14 protein-coding genes are annotated in these 13,940 nt (G+C 75.1%); 9 read left to right on the forward strand and 5 right to left on the reverse strand.

Annotation, left to right across the window (positions count from 1 at the left end):
- On the reverse strand, positions 1-1,059 hold a 1,059-nt coding region (locus PYV61_RS10370; RefSeq protein ID WP_275831080.1), incomplete at its 3' end, for a dihydroxy-acid dehydratase.
- Positions 1,060-1,107: 48 nt separating this feature from the next.
- Here PYV61_RS10370 and PYV61_RS10375 point away from each other — a divergent pair.
- Positions 1,108-2,487 carry an MFS transporter gene (locus PYV61_RS10375; protein WP_275831082.1) on the forward strand — a complete coding sequence of 460 codons (1,380 nt, stop codon included), beginning with the start codon at positions 1,108-1,110 and terminating at the stop codon, positions 2,485-2,487.
- A 41-nt stretch (positions 2,488-2,528) separates the two neighbouring features.
- On the opposite strand, the gene PYV61_RS10380 is transcribed toward PYV61_RS10375, so the two are convergent.
- The 4 genes from PYV61_RS10380 to gnd form a co-directional block, all read right to left on the reverse strand.
- Complete coding sequence (locus PYV61_RS10380) at positions 2,529-3,992, reverse strand: DASH family cryptochrome (protein WP_275831084.1); 1,464 nt, start codon at positions 3,990-3,992, stop codon at positions 2,529-2,531.
- A 117-nt stretch (positions 3,993-4,109) separates the two neighbouring features.
- Positions 4,110-4,856 (reverse strand): 6-phosphogluconolactonase, encoded by a 747-nt coding sequence (gene pgl / locus PYV61_RS10385; RefSeq protein WP_275831086.1) that lies wholly within the window; start codon positions 4,854-4,856, stop codon positions 4,110-4,112.
- A gap of 32 nt (positions 4,857-4,888) precedes the next feature.
- Positions 4,889-6,400, reverse strand: coding sequence for a glucose-6-phosphate dehydrogenase (gene zwf / locus PYV61_RS10390; RefSeq protein WP_275831088.1), 1,512 nt, complete (start codon positions 6,398-6,400; stop codon positions 4,889-4,891).
- Positions 6,397-7,329 carry a phosphogluconate dehydrogenase (NAD(+)-dependent, decarboxylating) gene (gene gnd / locus PYV61_RS10395; RefSeq protein ID WP_275831090.1) on the reverse strand — a complete coding sequence of 311 codons (933 nt, stop codon included), beginning with the start codon at positions 7,327-7,329 and terminating at the stop codon, positions 6,397-6,399. Before gnd ends, zwf begins: the two co-directional genes overlap by 4 nt.
- A 202-nt stretch (positions 7,330-7,531) precedes the next feature.
- Here gnd and PYV61_RS10400 point away from each other — a divergent pair, with 202 nt between their 5' ends.
- The 8 genes from PYV61_RS10400 to PYV61_RS10435 form a co-directional block, all read left to right on the forward strand.
- On the forward strand, positions 7,532-8,578 hold the full coding sequence (locus tag PYV61_RS10400) for an SPFH domain-containing protein (protein WP_275831091.1): 1,047 nt from the start codon (positions 7,532-7,534) through the stop codon (positions 8,576-8,578).
- Entirely contained in the window at positions 8,575-8,937 is a 363-nt protein-coding gene (locus tag PYV61_RS10405) for an S-adenosylmethionine decarboxylase (protein ID WP_275831092.1), read from the forward strand. The genes PYV61_RS10400 and PYV61_RS10405 overlap by 4 nt, the downstream gene beginning before the upstream one ends.
- Entirely contained in the window at positions 8,934-9,605 is a 672-nt protein-coding gene (locus PYV61_RS10410) for a DUF4178 domain-containing protein (protein ID WP_275831094.1), read from the forward strand. The genes PYV61_RS10405 and PYV61_RS10410 overlap by 4 nt, the downstream gene beginning before the upstream one ends.
- Positions 9,587-10,918: a DUF4178 domain-containing protein gene (locus PYV61_RS10415; RefSeq protein WP_275831097.1), complete on the forward strand. Its 1,332-nt coding sequence runs from the start codon at positions 9,587-9,589 to the stop codon at positions 10,916-10,918. Before PYV61_RS10410 ends, PYV61_RS10415 begins: the two co-directional genes overlap by 19 nt.
- Positions 10,915-11,103 (forward strand): hypothetical protein, encoded by a 189-nt coding sequence (locus PYV61_RS10420; RefSeq protein WP_275831099.1) that lies wholly within the window; start codon positions 10,915-10,917, stop codon positions 11,101-11,103. The genes PYV61_RS10415 and PYV61_RS10420 overlap by 4 nt, the downstream gene beginning before the upstream one ends.
- Positions 11,100-11,312: a DUF350 domain-containing protein gene (locus tag PYV61_RS10425; protein ID WP_275831101.1), complete on the forward strand. Its 213-nt coding sequence runs from the start codon at positions 11,100-11,102 to the stop codon at positions 11,310-11,312. Before PYV61_RS10420 ends, PYV61_RS10425 begins: the two co-directional genes overlap by 4 nt.
- Before the next feature lie 70 nt (positions 11,313-11,382).
- Positions 11,383-12,909, forward strand: coding sequence for a polyamine aminopropyltransferase (locus tag PYV61_RS10430; RefSeq protein ID WP_275831103.1), 1,527 nt, complete (start codon positions 11,383-11,385; stop codon positions 12,907-12,909).
- On the forward strand, positions 12,906-13,940 hold a 1,035-nt coding region (locus tag PYV61_RS10435), incomplete at its 3' end, for an NAD(P)-binding protein (RefSeq protein WP_275831105.1). The genes PYV61_RS10430 and PYV61_RS10435, both read left to right, overlap by 4 nt.

Consider the following 13,940-nt stretch of genomic DNA (forward strand, 5'->3'; position numbering starts at 1 on the left):
GCGCACCGCGTCGCGCGCGGCCGCGCCGGTCGCCGCGCGCGCGTCGAGGTGCAGCAGGGCGGCGACGCGGCGCATCACCGCCGGCACGCCGCCCGCCGCCTCGAGGTCGGCGAGCAGCCCGCGCCCGTTGGGGCGCACGTCGGCGACCCACGGCGTGGTCGCCGCCCACGCCTCCCAGGTGCGCGGGCCGATGGTGACGCCGGCGCGCCCGGCGATCGCCTCCAGGTGCAGCACGGCGTTGGTGGAGCCGCCGAGGGCGCAGGCGACGCGGAACGCGTTCTCGAGCGCGCGCGGCGTCACGAGGTCGCGGGGGCGGCGCCCGGCGCGCGCGGTGGCGACGGCGAGCGCGCCCGTCGCCTCGGCCAGCTCGCGCAGCTCGGCGCTCGCCGCGGACGGCAGCGCCGAGCCGGGGAGGGCGAAGCCGAGCACCTCGGCGATCGCGGCCATCGTGATCGCCGTCCCCATGACGTTGCAGGTGCCGACGCCGACGTTGACCTCCCCCTCCAGCGCCGCCCACTCGGCGTCGCCCAGCGCGCCGGTGCGCCGGCGCTCGACCGCGGGCCACAGGTCGTCGATGGTGAACGGCTCGCCGCCGCGGCAGGGGACGGGGCGCGGGCCGGCGGTCACCATCACGGCGGGGACGTTCGCGCTCAGCGCGCCCATGAGCTGCGCCGGCACCGTCTTGTCGCAGCCGCCGAGGAGGACCACGCCGTCGATCGGCGAGGCGGCGACCGTCTCCTCCACGTCCATCGACATCAGGTTGCGGAGGAAGAGGCTCGTCGGCCGGGTGTAGGGCTCCGAGATCGAGATCGTCGGGAACTCGAGCGGCAGCCCGCCGGCCGCGCGGACGCCGGCCTTCACCGCCTCGGCGAGGGCGCGGAGGCCCGCGTTGCACGGATTCAGCTCGCTCCAGCTGGAGCAGACGCCGATCACGGGGGAGCGGCGCACCGCCTCCGGGTCGACGCCGGCGCCGCGCAGGAAGGCGCGGTGAATGAGCCCGTCCTGGCCGGGGTCGGCGAACAGCGCGCCCCCCCGCCGCCTCACGTCGTGCTGGGACATGCCTCGGGTGCCTTGCCGAACCCCGGTACCGGACGTTGACTGTCGCGCATGTCCTCCACCCTACACCGCGACGCACTCGCGGAGAAGCGGCGGGTCGTGCTCGCCAGCGCCGTCGGGACCACCATCGAGTGGTACGACTTCTTCATCTACAGCACGTCGGCGGCGCTCGTCTTCGGGTCGCAGTTCTTCTCGTCGCTCGACCCGGCGACCGCGCAGCTGGCGGCGATGGCCACGCTCGGCGTCACCTTCCTGATCCGCCCGCTCGGGAGCGTGGTCGCGGGGCACTACGGCGACCGGCTGGGGCGCAAGAAGATGCTCGTCCTCACGCTCGGCGTGATGGGCGCGGCGACGGTCGGCGTGGGGCTGCTGCCGACGTACGCGCAGGCGGGGATCTGGGCGCCGGTGCTGCTCGTGCTGATGCGCTGCCTGCAGGGGTTCAGCGCCGGCGGCGAGTGGGCGGGCGCCGCGCTGATGGCCGTCGAGCACGCGCCGCCGCGCCAGCGCGCGTGGTACGGGTCGTCGTCGCAGATCGGGACCCCGCTCGGGCTGATCCTCGCCAACGGCGTGGTGCTGACGATGGTGTCGACCACCACCGAGCAGCAGTTCCTGGCGTGGGGGTGGCGCATCCCGTTCCTGCTCAGCGTCGTGCTGATCTTCGTCGGCTTCTACATCCGCAACCGGGTGTCGGAGAGCCCGGTGTTCGCGGCGATGAAGGCGCAGGCGCGCACGGAGCGGGCGCCGATCGGCGAGCTGCTGCGCGAGCACAAGCGCGCGGTCGTGCTGGCGGGGGGGACGTTCCTCGCCAACAACATGGTGGGCTACATCTTCCTGTCGTTCCTGCTGTCGTACGCCACCACGACGCTCGGCATGGCGCGCGGCACGGTGCTCGGCATGGTGATCGCCGGCTCGGTGGTGTGGTTCTTCGCGATCCTGTTCGGCGGCTGGATCTCCGACCGCATCGGCGCGCGCCGCATCTTCCTCGTCGGCTTCGCGCTGATGCTCGCCTGGTGCCTCCCCTTCATGTGGCTCGTCGACCGGCGGAGCCCCGGCGCGCTGGCGCTGGCGGTGGTCGGGCTGACGATCACGAAGGGGCTGACCTACGGCGGCCAGTCGGCGCTCTACGCGGGGCTCTTCCCGACGCGCGTGCGCTACAGCGGGGCGTCGCTCGCCTACGCCCTCGGCGCGATCCTCGGCGGCGGCTTCGCGCCCGTCATCGCGACGTACCTCGTGCAGCGCACCGGGACCGGGATGTCGGTGGGGCTCTACATGCTGGCGGCCACCGCGGTCAGCCTGCTGTGCACGGTGATGATCCGGCGGTCGGACATGGTGGGGCTGCCGCACGGTCCGGATCTCGCGGCCGGTGAGGCGGGAGTCGCGACCGCGGGAGTCGACACGGCGGGAGTCGTGACCGCGCGCACTGCGCAGTAGCGACTCCCGCGGTTCGGACTCCCGCGGTCACGACTCCCGCTTTAACGGAGCACTCCCCTCGCGGCCGCAGCCCACCGCCGCTCGTTCGCCCGCGCCGACTCCCGCAGGTCCACCATGCGCGGCCGCCCGAAGTCGTCGCGCGCGAGCCACTGCCGCGCGTACGCGCCGTCCGGGTCGTACTGCGCCGCCTGCCGGTCGACGTCGAAGTAGCGGAAGCCGCGCGGGTCCTGCCCCACGCCGGCGGCGTACGCCCAGTTCCCCCAGTTGCTCGCCGGGTCGTAGTCGACGAGCTGCGCCTCGAACCACCACGCGCCGGCGCGCCAGTCGACGCCGAGGTTCTTGGTGAGGAAGCTGGCGACGTTCTGGCGCGTGCGGTTCGACGTGAAGCCGGTCGCGCGCAGCTCGCGCATCGCCGCGTCGACCAGCGGGAAGCCGGTCTCGCCCGCGCACCAGCGCGCGAAGTCGGCGCGCGCCGGCGCCCCGTGCCGCGGGTCGTCGAGGCGCCGCCACCGCACCGGCACCCGCGCCGGCCCGTCGGGGCGGAACAGCGCCGCGCCCGCGCGCGCGGCGGCCAGGCGGAAGTAGTCGCGCCACAGCAGCTCGAACACCAGCCAGTGCGTCTGCTCGGTGGCGCCGCGCCGCGCCTCGTAGCTGCGCACGGCGCCGTACACCGCGCGCGGCGACAGGCACCCGTGCGCGAGCCAGGGCGACAGCTTGCTCGAGTCGTCGGGGTCGGTCAGCCCGTTGCGCGTCGCCTTGTAGCGCGCCAGCCGGTCCATCGCGAACACCCACCCCTCCAGCCGCGCCAGCGCGGCGCGCTCGCCGACGCCGAGCGTGAGGCGCGCCCGCGGGTCGCGCGGCGCCGGCGCGTGCCCCCAGGTCGCGGGCGTCGGCAGCGCCCCCGGCTCGACGCCGACCGCCGGGAGGCGCGTCGGGGCGGGGAGGAGCATCCGCGGGGCGCACCCGTCGCGGAAGCCGCGCCCCGCCCCGTCGTCGACCCGCGTGCGGAACTCGGTGAACGTCGCCGGCAGGTCGTCGGGCCCGAACGGCAGGTCGTCGCGGTGGAGCAGCGTGTGCCCCCAGTACCCCTCGCACGCCACCTCCAGCGGCGCCAGCGCGCGCTCGACCGCCGCCTCGTCCGCGGCCTCCTCGGGGCAGCACTCCGCGTGGTACGCGCACAGCCCCGCGCCCGTCTCGCGGGCCAGCGCCGGGAGCACCTCGTCGGGGCGCCCGCGGCGGACCACCAGGTCGGCGCCGACGGCGCGCAGCGACGCGCGCAGGTCCGCCAGCGACTCGGCGAGGAAGCGCGCGCGGTGCGGCCCGAGCCGCGGCGGGCGCCCCGAGAGCGGGGCCGGCGCCTGCGCGCGCGGGTCGTCGCACCAGACGGGGACCACCCGCCCCCCGTACTCGGCGGCCCACGCGGCGGCGCGGACGAGGGGCTCGTGGTCGTGGAGACGCAGGTCGTGCCGGAGCCAGACCAGCGCCGCGGGGGGGGACTGCGACATGCGGGGCGGCGGGACCGCGGGGGGAGGGGGACGGCCGATCAACGCCCCCGCCCTCCGGGGGTTCCCGGACCCCCCGCGCGATCCCCGCAGCGCGGCGCCTGCGTCCCCCCGACCGCGTCAGCCCCCCGCCGCCTCCCGGTCGAGCAGCCACACCGTGCCGTCGCGCCCGTGCGCCCGCGCCACCGGGAGGGGCGCCCCGGCGCGGGCGCGGGCCAGCGCGTCGCGCTTCTCGGGGCCGGCCGCCATCAGCAGCACCTCGCGCGTGCGGGCGAGCGCCGCGAAGGTCAGCGTCAGGCGCGCCCGCGGCTCCACCGGCGCGGTGGCCGTCGCCACCAGCCGCCGCGTCTCGGCGAGCGCCGGGTCGCCCGGGAAGAGCGACAGCGTGTGCCCGTCGGCGCCGGCGCCCAGCAGCACCAGGTCGAACAGCGGCGCCCCGTCGGCGATCCCGAGCCGCGTCGCCAGCGCGCGCAGCCGCGCCTCGTGGCGGAGCGCCGCGTCCTCGGGGGGGAGCTCCCCCTCCATGCGCAGCAGCCGCACCTCCGGGACGCCGACCTTCGCGAGCAGCGTCTCGCGCGCCATCCCGTAGTTGCTCGCCGGGTCGTCGGGCGGGACGCACCGCTCGTCGCCGAACGTGACGTAGATGCGCGACCACGGGAGCGCGTCGGCGCCCATCGCCAGCAGCCGCGCGTGCATCGCGCGCGGTGTCGCGCCGCCGGCCAGCGCCACCACGAACCGCCCCCGGTCGGCGACCGCGGCGCGGGCGGCGGCGACGAACCGCTTCGCCCCCTCCTGCGCCAGCGCCTTCGCGTCGTCGAGCACCAGCACCTCGCGGTCGTCGAGCGGCACCGGCAGGGCAGCGGGCATGCGCGTCGTCCGGGTCTGGCGTTGACCGGCGCTCACCGCGAGGAGATGCGCGCCGCCTCGAGCGGCCCCCAGGTCCCCGCGGGATACGGATACACGGCGCGCCGGCCGTCGAGCAGCGGGGCGTACAGCGCCCAGCTCCCCTCCACCTCGTCGGCGTGCACGAACAGCGTCTGGTCCCCCTGCAGCACGTCCAGGAGCAGCGTCTGGTACGCCTCCGGGAGCGCCGGGAAGACCTCGCGGTAGTTGAAATGCAGCGGGAGGCGGTGGATGCGGAAGGGCTCCCCCGGCGCCTTCACGTCGATGTAGAGCGAGAACCCCTCGTCCGGCTGCAGCGTGAGGAGGAGGGTGTTCCGGTGCAGCGTGCCGAGCCCCGTCCCGGGCTCCTGCTCCTGCGGCTCCTGCTGCGTGCGGCGGAACATCCACACCGGCGCGCGGCGGAACTTGATCTCGATCTCGGTCGTGCGGCGGAGCAGCCGCTTCCCGGCGCGCAGGTGGAACGGCACCCCCTGCCAGCGCCAGTTCTCGACGTGCAGCGTCACCGCCGCGAACGTCTCGGTGCGCGAGTCGGGGGCGACCCCCGGCTCCTCGCGGTACCCGGCGACGTCCTCCTCGTCGATGCGCCCCGGCTCGTACTGGCCGAGCACCGCGTCGTCGGGGGCGAGCGGGCGCACCGAGCGCAGCACCTTGAGCTTCTCGGCGCGCACCGCCGCCGCGTCGAGCTGCGACGGCACCTCCATCGCCACCAGCGTGAAGAGCTGCGTCAGGTGGCTCTGGACCATGTCGCGCAGCTGCCCCGCCGTCTCGTAGTAGCCGGCGCGCCCCTCGACGCCGAGCGTCTCGGCGACGGTGATCATCACGCTCTCGACGTGGTCGCGGTTCCACAGCGACTCGAACAGCGCGTTGGCGAAGCGGAAGACGAGCAGGTTCTGCACCGTCTCCTTGCCGAGGTAGTGGTCGATGCGGTAGACCTGCGCCTCGTCGAACCACGCGTGCACGGTGGCGTTGAGCGCGCGCGCGCTCGCCAGGTCGCGCCCGAACGGCTTCTCGATCACCAGCCGCGCCCACCCGCCCTCGGGCTTCGACAGGCCGGCGCGGCCGAGCGCCTCGATCATCCCCGGGAAGACGGCGGGCGGGAGCGAGAGGTAGTAGACGCGGCGCGGCGGGAGCTGCTGCGCGCGCTCGATCTCCTCGACCTTCGCCTTCAGCTCCCCCAGGTCCTGGTCGGTGGCGCGCGCGCCCGAGACGTAGCGCGTCACCCACTCCTCGACCGCGGCCGGGTCGCCGCCGGCGGCCACCGCGGCCTCGCGCGCGATCTGCCGCACCGCGTCGTCGCTCCCCGACGCGTCGCGCGCCGCCCCCACCACCCAGCAGCCGAGCGGCGTGCGCCCGTCGCGGTGGTTGGCCCACAGCGCGGGAAGGATCTTCCGGCGCGCGAGGTCGCCGGTGACGCCGAAGACGACGAACACCGCCGGGTCGCAGGCGCGCCCGTCGTCCCGGCGCGCGTCGTCGCGGCGCGCGTCGCCCTTCCGCCCGTCGTCGGTCACGCCGGCTTCTCCGCCTTGGGCGTCGCCCTGGTGACCGCGTGCCCGCCGAACTGGTTGCGCAGCGCGGCCAGCATCCGGTCGCCGTACCCCTCGGCGTCGCGCGAGCGCAGGCGCGCGATGAGCGCGTGCGTGATGACCGGCGCCGGCACGTCGAGCGCGATCGCCTCGGCGACCGTCCACCGCCCCTCGCCCGAGTCGCTGACCACCGGCGCGATGTCCGACAGCGCCTGGTCCTCCTGCAGCGCGCGCGCCGCGAGGTCGAGCAGCCAGGAGCGCACCACCGAGCCGTGGCGCCAGATCTCGGCGACCTGCGCGAGGTCGAGCGAGAACTCCTCCTTGTGCTTCAGGATCGAGAAGCCCTCGGCGAAGGCCTGCATCATCCCGTACTCGATCCCGTTGTGGATCATCTTCGTGAAGTGCCCGGCGCCGACGGGGCCGACGTGCCCCCACCCGCGGTCGGGCGCCGGCGCGAGCGTCTCGAGCGCCGGGCGCAGCGCGGCCACCGCCTCGGGCGCGCCGCCGACCATCAGCGAGTACCCCTCGGCGAGCCCCCACACGCCGCCGCTCGTGCCGGCGTCGACGAAGCCGATCCCGCGCGCGGCCAGCGCGGCGCCGCGGCGCACGCTGTCCTGGTAGTTGGAGTTGCCGCCGTCGACGATCACGTCGCCCGCGCCGAGCAGCGCGGCGAGCGCGTCGACCGTCTGCTCGGTGGGCGCGCCGGCGGGGACCATCACCCACACCACGCGCGGCGTCTCCCCGAGCGCCCGCACCAGATCCTCGAGCGACCCGGCGCCGGTCGCGCCCCCCTCGGCGGCCCTCGCCACCGCCGCCGGGTCGCGGTCGAACGCCGCCACCTGGTGCCCGCCGCGCAGCAGGCGCGTGGTCATGTTGGCGCCCATGCGCCCGAGCCCGACCATCCCGATCCGCATTCCGTGGCCTCCGTGGAGTGGCGGGGAATGTACCGCGGGACGCTGCGGGCTGCGGGCTGCGGGCTGCGGGTCTGGCCCAATCCGCAGCCCGCAGCCCGCAGCGTCCGCGACGACACCGCCGCCCCCGCGCATCCGTAGTCTTCCCCAGGGACGTCCCTTCCGGCACATTGGGCCTTCCCCGTCCTCCTCTCGGAGCAATCGAATGGGCCTCGGCGGCTTCTTCCGCAAGCAGTTCATCGACGTCATCCAGTGGACCGAGGACGAGCAGGGGGTGCTCGCCTGGCGGTTCCCGATGGCCGACATGGAGATCCAGAACGGCGCCTCGCTGACCGTGCGCGAGTCGCAGCAGGCGCTGTTCGTCAACGAGGGGCGGATCGCCGACCGGTTCGGGCCGGGGCGCTACACGCTCTCGACCAACACGCTGCCGCTGCTCACGAACCTCCTGAACTGGGACAAGTTCTTCGAGTCCCCGTTCAAGTCCGACGTCTACTTCTTCTCGACGCGCCAGCAGACGGCGCAGCGGTGGGGGACGCAGAACCCGGTCACGATCCGCGACAAGGACTTCGGGATCGTGCGGCTGCGCGCGTTCGGCATGTACAGCTGGCGCGTCGCCGACCCGGCCGCGTTCGTGAAGGAGATGAGCGGGACGCGCGAGGTGTACCGCGTCGCCGACGTCGAGCCGCACCTCAAGAACCTGGTCGTCTCGCGCATGAGCGAGGCGTTCGCCAAGAGCCAGGTGCCCTTCCTCGACATGGCCGCCAACACCTTCGCGGTGGGCGCGGCGATCGAGCGGGAGCTGGCGCCGGCGTTCGCGGAGCTCGGGCTCGCGCTCGAGTCGTTCACCGTCGAGAACCTGTCGCTCCCCGAGGAGCTGCAGAAGCGCCTCGACGAGCGGATCGGGATGAACATGGTCGGCAACCTCGGCGACTACGCGCGCTTCCAGGCGGCGCAGGCGATCCCGATCGCCGCCGCCAACGAGGGGTCGGGCGCCGCCGGGCTGGGCGCGGGGCTCGGCGCGGGCGCGGTCATCGGGCAGCAGATGGCGCAGGCGCTGGGCGGCGGGATGGCGCCCCCCCCGGCGGCCCCCCCGGCCGGCGTCCCCACGCCGCCCGCGCCGCCCCTCGCCCCGGTCGGCGGCGGCGCCGCCGCGCCGGGGACGGCGACCGAGACCAAGTTCTGCCTGCACTGCGGGAAGTCGATCCCGCGCGCGGCCAAGTTCTGCCCCGAGTGCGGGGGGGCGCAGACGTGAGCGGCGTCGAGTGGGTCGTGGAGGCGTTCGGGTGCGAGCCCGGCGCGCTCCGCGACCCGCGCGCGCTCGGCGCGCTGGTGGACGAGCTGGTCGCGACGCTCGCGCTGCGCCCGGTCGCGCCCGCGCAGTGGCACCAATTCCCGGGCCCCGCGGGGGTCACGGGGCTGGTGCTGCTCGCCGAGTCGCACCTCGCGCTGCACAGCTTCCCCGAGCACGGGTCGCTCTGCCTCAACCTGTTCTGCTGCGTGCCGCGGGCGGAGTGGGACTGGGCGGCGGGGCTGGCGCGGCACGTGGGGGCCGAGCGCGTCGCGGTGCGGCGGCTGGCGCGTGCGTACGCGCCGGAACCCGCCCTGGCGTGACCGCCGGCCTCCCGGGGCGCGTCACGGGGCGGCAGGCGACCTGCCCCAACTGCGGCGCGCCGATCCTCTTCATCTGGTCGGGCGCCGTGCAGACGACGTGCGCCTACTGCCAGTCGGTGCTGGTGCGCCACGACCTGGACCTCGAGCGCGTCGGCGCGGTGGGCGACGTGCCGCCGGACAGCTCGCCGGTGCAGCGCGGCGCGACCGGGCGCTGGCGGAACCGCGGCTTCACCGTCGTCGGGCGCATCATGTACGAGTACGCGCGCGGCGGCTGGAACGAGTGGCACCTGCGCTTCGACGACGGCACCGGCGGCTGGCTCTCCGACGCGCAGCTCGAGTGGGCGGTGACGACGCTCGTCGAGCCGGCGCCGCGCCTCCCCTTCGGCGTCGGGCTCCGCCGCGGGCAGTCGTTCGTGATCGGCGACGCGACCTACACCGTCAGCACGATCACGCGCGCCCGCTACCGCGGCGTCGAGGGGGAGCTCCCGTTCGTCTACTGGGACAAGGCCGAGGTGCAGTTCGTCGACCTGCGCACGCCGGCGGCGCGCTTCGCGACCGTCGACTTCAGCGAGGACCCGCCGCTCGTCTTCGCCGGCGAGTTCGTGGCCTTCGACGACCTGCAGCTCACCGGGCTCCGCGCCTTCGAGGGATGGCCGCCGCCACGCTGAGGCCGGGCGCCGTCCGCTCGCTGAGCTGCCCCAGCTGCGGGGCGGCGGTCGTGCTGCGCGGCCTCGCCTGGACGCAGACGGTCGCCTGCGCCAGCTGCTCGGCGGTGCTCGACGCCAGGGACCCGAACCTGGCCGTCCTGCAGCGCGCGGCGTCGCGCATGCGCGTCGAGCCGCTGATCCCGCTCGGCGCGCGCGGCGACTGGCGCGGCGCGCCGTACGAGGTCATCGGCTTCCAGCAGCGCACCATCCGCACGCCCGACGGCGCGTGGTCGTGGCGCGAGTACCTGCTGTTCAACCCGTACCGCGGCTTCCGCTACCTCACCGAGTACGACGGCCACTGGACCGACGTCGTCCCGCTGCAGGCGCTCCCCGAGGTCGGCGGCGGCGCGCACGCGGCGGCCGCGTACGAGGGGCGGGCGTACAAGCACTTCCAGACGGCGCGCGCCGAGACGACGTTCGTGCTCGGCGAGTTCCCGTGGGAGGTGCGCGTCGGCGACGTGGCGGAGGCGCGCGACTACGTGGCCCCGCCGCACGGGCTGAGCGCCGAGTCGACCGACGACGAGACGACGTGGTCGAAGGCCACGTACGTCGACGCCGCCGAGATCTGGCGCGCGTTCAAGGTCGAGGGGCGGCCGCCGTCGCCGCAGGGCGTCTACAGCACGCAGCCCAACCCGCTGGCGGCGCGCGCCCGCGCGCGTTGGGCGGCGTTCGCCGTGCTGGCGGCGCTGCTGATGCTCACGCTGTTCGGCCGCGCGGTGCTGTCGGCCAACCGCGAGGTGTTCAGCCGCCAGTACGTGTACCGCGGCACGACCGTCCCCGACGCGCCGGCCGCCCCCGGCGCCGCGTTCGTGACGCCGACCTTCGAGCTCCCGGGCGGCCCGTCGAACGTGGTGGTCGAGACCGAGGCGAGCGTCGACAACCAGTGGCTCTTCGTGGAGTACGCGCTGATCGACGAGGCCACCGGGCAGGCGTACGACTTCGGGCGCGAGGTCAGCTACTACAGCGGGCGCGACTCCGACGGCAACTGGACGGAGGGGTCGAAGCGCGATCGGGCGCGCATCGGCGCGGTGCCGGGCGGGCGCTGGTTCCTGCGCGTGGAGCCGTCGGGCGACGCCGCCGGGCGCTCGATCGCGTACACCGTGCGGGTGCGGCGCGACGTGCCGACGCTGGCCTACTACCTGTTGGCGCTGGTGGCGCTGGCGGTGCCGCCGGTGGTCGGCACGCTCCGCTCGGCGTCCTTCGAGACGCGCCGCTGGGCGGAGAGCGACCACGCCCCATCCTCGGACGACGACGGAGGCGACGACGACGAATGAGGGCGACCCCCTTCTACGTGCTCTTCGGCCTCCTGCTCATCGGCGGCGCGGCGTGGGCGGACGCGCGCGGCTGGACGCCGATCCGCCCCGGCGAGGCGCGCGTCGGCCCGCGCTCGGTGCGCGAGAACCCCGGCGCCTACCGCTCCGTCTACCGCTCCTCCGCCCGCTACCGCCTCGGCAAATGACCTACGATCTGTCCACCAACCTGCTGGCCGCGGTCGTCTTCGCGATCCTCGGCGTCGTGATCTTCGTGGTCGCCTTCATCATCGTCGACAAGCTGACGCCGGGCGACCTGTGGCACGACATCATCCGCGACCGGAACACGGCGATGGCGATCGTCATGGCCGGGATCGCGATCGGGCTGTCGATCATCATCGCGGCGGCCATCCACTGAGGCGCGGCGGGCTGCGGGCTGCGGGTTCGGATCCGCAGCCCGCAGCCCGCAGCGTCCGGTGAGTCTTGCGATGCAGTCCGAGAACTCGCGGCCGATGGCCGCCGCCCTGTTCGTCACCGTGTTGCTGATCGCCGCGTGCGGGCTGGTCTACGAGCTCGTCGCCGGCGCGCTCGCCAGCTACCTGCTGGGCGACAGCGTCACGCAGTTCTCCACCGTGATCGGGACGTACCTGTTCGCGATGGGGGTGGGGAGCTGGCTGTCGCGGTTCGTGACGCGCGGGGTCGTCGCCCGGTTCGTCCTGATCGAGCTGCTGGTGGCGGTGGTGGGCGGGTTCAGCGCGACGCTGCTCTTCCTGGCGTTCGCCTACACCGACGCCTTCCGGCTGACGCTCTACCTGCTGGTGGGGATCGTCGGCACGCTGGTGGGGCTGGAGGTGCCGCTGCTCATGCGCATCCTCCGCCATCAGTTCGACTTCAAGGACGTCGTCGCCAACGTCCTGACGTTCGACTACCTCGGCGCGCTCGGGGCGTCGCTCCTCTTCCCGCTGGTGCTGGTGCCGCGGCTCGGGCTCGTGCGCGCGGCGCTCCTGTTCGGGATCGTCAACGCGCTGGTCGCCGTGTGGAGCGTGCGGCTGTTCCGCGATCGGCTGGGCGCGCGCGGGCCGCTGCTGGCGGGGTGCGCGGCGGTGCTGGTCGCCCTCTCGGCGGGGATGTGGCGCGCCGAGCGGATCACGCAGCTGGCCGAGGAGAGCCTGTACGCCGACGACGTGATCCTGGCGCGCGACACGCGCTACCAGCGGATCGTGCTGACGGCGTGGAAGGACGACCTGCGGCTCTTCCTGAACGGGCACCTCCAGTTCTCCAGCCGCGACGAGTACCGCTACCACGAGGCGCTGGTGCACCCCGGGCTGGCGGCGCTCCCCGGCGCGCGGCGCGTGCTGGTGCTCGGCGGCGGCGACGGGCTCGCGGTGCGCGAGATCCTGCGCTACCCCGGCGTGCGCGAGGTCGTGCTGGTGGACCTCGACCCGGCGATGACGGGGCTGTTCGCAACGCACCCGCGGCTGACGGCGCTCAACGCCAACTCGCTCAGGGACCCGCGGGTGAAGGTCGTGAACGCCGACGCCTTCGTGTGGCTGGGCGAGAACCGCGACACGTTCGACTTCGTGGTGGTGGACTTCCCCGACCCGTCGAACTACGGGGTGGGGAAGCTGTACACGACGGCGTTCTACCGCCTGCTGTCGCGCCACGTCAGCCGCGACGGGCTGCTGGTGGTGCAGAGCACGTCGCCGCTGTTCGCGCGGCGGTCGTACTGGAGCATCGTGGCGACGCTGCGCGAGGCGAAGCTGGCGACGTACCCGTACCACCTCTACGTGCCGTCGTTCGGCGAGTGGGGGTTCGTGCTGGCGCGCCCCGACTCGGGCGGCTACGTGCCGCCGGCGACGCTGCCGCCGGGGCTCCGCTACCTGACGGCGCGCGAGGTGCCGCAGCTGTTCGCCTTCGCGACCGACATGCTCCCCGTCGAGGCGCGGCCGAACCGGCTCAACGACCAGGCGCTGGTGCGGTACTACGAGGAGGACTGGGCGAGGATGAACCGGTGAGCGTCGAGCGTCCAGCGTCGAGCGTCGAGGGCGACTCGCGCGGCGGCGAACCCTCGACGCTCGACGCTCGACGCTCGACGCTCACGCGGCGTACCTTCATCGCCACGGCGGCGGTGGGGGGGGCGCTGATAGCGGCGCCCGCGCTGGTCCGCCTGACACGCAAGACCGACCGTCCGCTCGCCGGCGCGCTGCTCGACGACGGCAGCTCGGCCGGCCACGCGCTGCGCGACGGGGGCGGCGAGGTGCCGGTGCGGCGGACGGTGCGCGTGCCGGTCGTGATCGTCGGCGGCGGCGCGGCGGGGCTGTCGGCGGGGTGGTGGCTGCGGCGCGCGGGGATGGACGACTTCGTCGTGCTCGAGCTGGCGCGCGAGGCGGGGGGGAACGCGCGCGCGGGCGCCAACGCGGTGAGCGCGTACCCGTGGGGGGCGCACTACGTCCCCGTCCCCGACCCGCGCGCGGAGCACGTGCGCCTGCTCTTCCGCGAGATGGGCGTCCTCGCCGACGACGGGACGTGGGCCGAGGCCGACCTGTGCCACGCGCCCAAGGAGCGCACGTTCGTGCACGGGCGGTGGCGCGAGGGGCAGCTCGAGGGGTTCGCGCTCGACGCCGCCGAGCACGACGCGGCGCGGCGGTTCGAGGACGCGGTGGCGGCGCTGCGCGCGTCGGGCGCGTTCACCGTGCCGATGGCGCTCGGCGGCGACCCCGCGGCGTCGCCGCTCGACGGGCTGACGGCGGCCGAGTGGCTGGCGCGCGAGCGGATGGACGTGCCGGCGCTGCGCTGGCTGGTGGACTACGCGTGCCGCGACGACTTCGGGACGCGGGCGCGCGACACGTCGGCGTGGGCGGCGCTGCACTACTTCGCGGCGCGCGACGGCGACGAGGAGGGGCCGCTGACGTGGGCCGAGGGGAACGGGCGCATCGTGCGCCACCTGGCCGCGCGCGTCGGGGACCGCGCCGTCGCCGGCGCGCCCGCGCGCCGCGTCGAGCCGCGCGCCGACGGCGGCCGCGCCGGCGGGCTGCGCGTGCTCGCG

The organism is Roseisolibacter sp. H3M3-2, from assembly GCF_029211165.1.
In the GTDB taxonomy this organism is placed as follows: domain Bacteria; phylum Gemmatimonadota; class Gemmatimonadetes; order Gemmatimonadales; family Gemmatimonadaceae; genus Roseisolibacter.

Excerpts from the sequence above, each read along its gene's own strand:
- PYV61_RS10380 (WP_275831084.1), bottom strand. The coding sequence starts at position 3,992 with ATGTCGCAGTCCCCCCCCGCGGCGCTGGTCTGGCTCCGGCACGACCTG.
- PYV61_RS10425 (WP_275831101.1), top strand. The coding sequence starts at position 11,100 with ATGACCTACGATCTGTCCACCAACCTGCTGGCCGCGGTCGTCTTCGCG.
- PYV61_RS10420 (WP_275831099.1), top strand. The coding sequence starts at position 10,915 with ATGAGGGCGACCCCCTTCTACGTGCTCTTCGGCCTCCTGCTCATCGGC.
- PYV61_RS10400 (WP_275831091.1), top strand. The coding sequence starts at position 7,532 with ATGGGCCTCGGCGGCTTCTTCCGCAAGCAGTTCATCGACGTCATCCAG.
- PYV61_RS10375 (WP_275831082.1), top strand. The coding sequence starts at position 1,108 with ATGTCCTCCACCCTACACCGCGACGCACTCGCGGAGAAGCGGCGGGTC.
- gnd (WP_275831090.1), bottom strand. The coding sequence starts at position 7,329 with ATGCGGATCGGGATGGTCGGGCTCGGGCGCATGGGCGCCAACATGACC.
- PYV61_RS10415 (WP_275831097.1), top strand. The coding sequence starts at position 9,587 with ATGGCCGCCGCCACGCTGAGGCCGGGCGCCGTCCGCTCGCTGAGCTGC.
- pgl (WP_275831086.1), bottom strand. The coding sequence starts at position 4,856 with ATGCCCGCTGCCCTGCCGGTGCCGCTCGACGACCGCGAGGTGCTGGTG.
- PYV61_RS10430 (WP_275831103.1), top strand. The coding sequence starts at position 11,383 with ATGCAGTCCGAGAACTCGCGGCCGATGGCCGCCGCCCTGTTCGTCACC.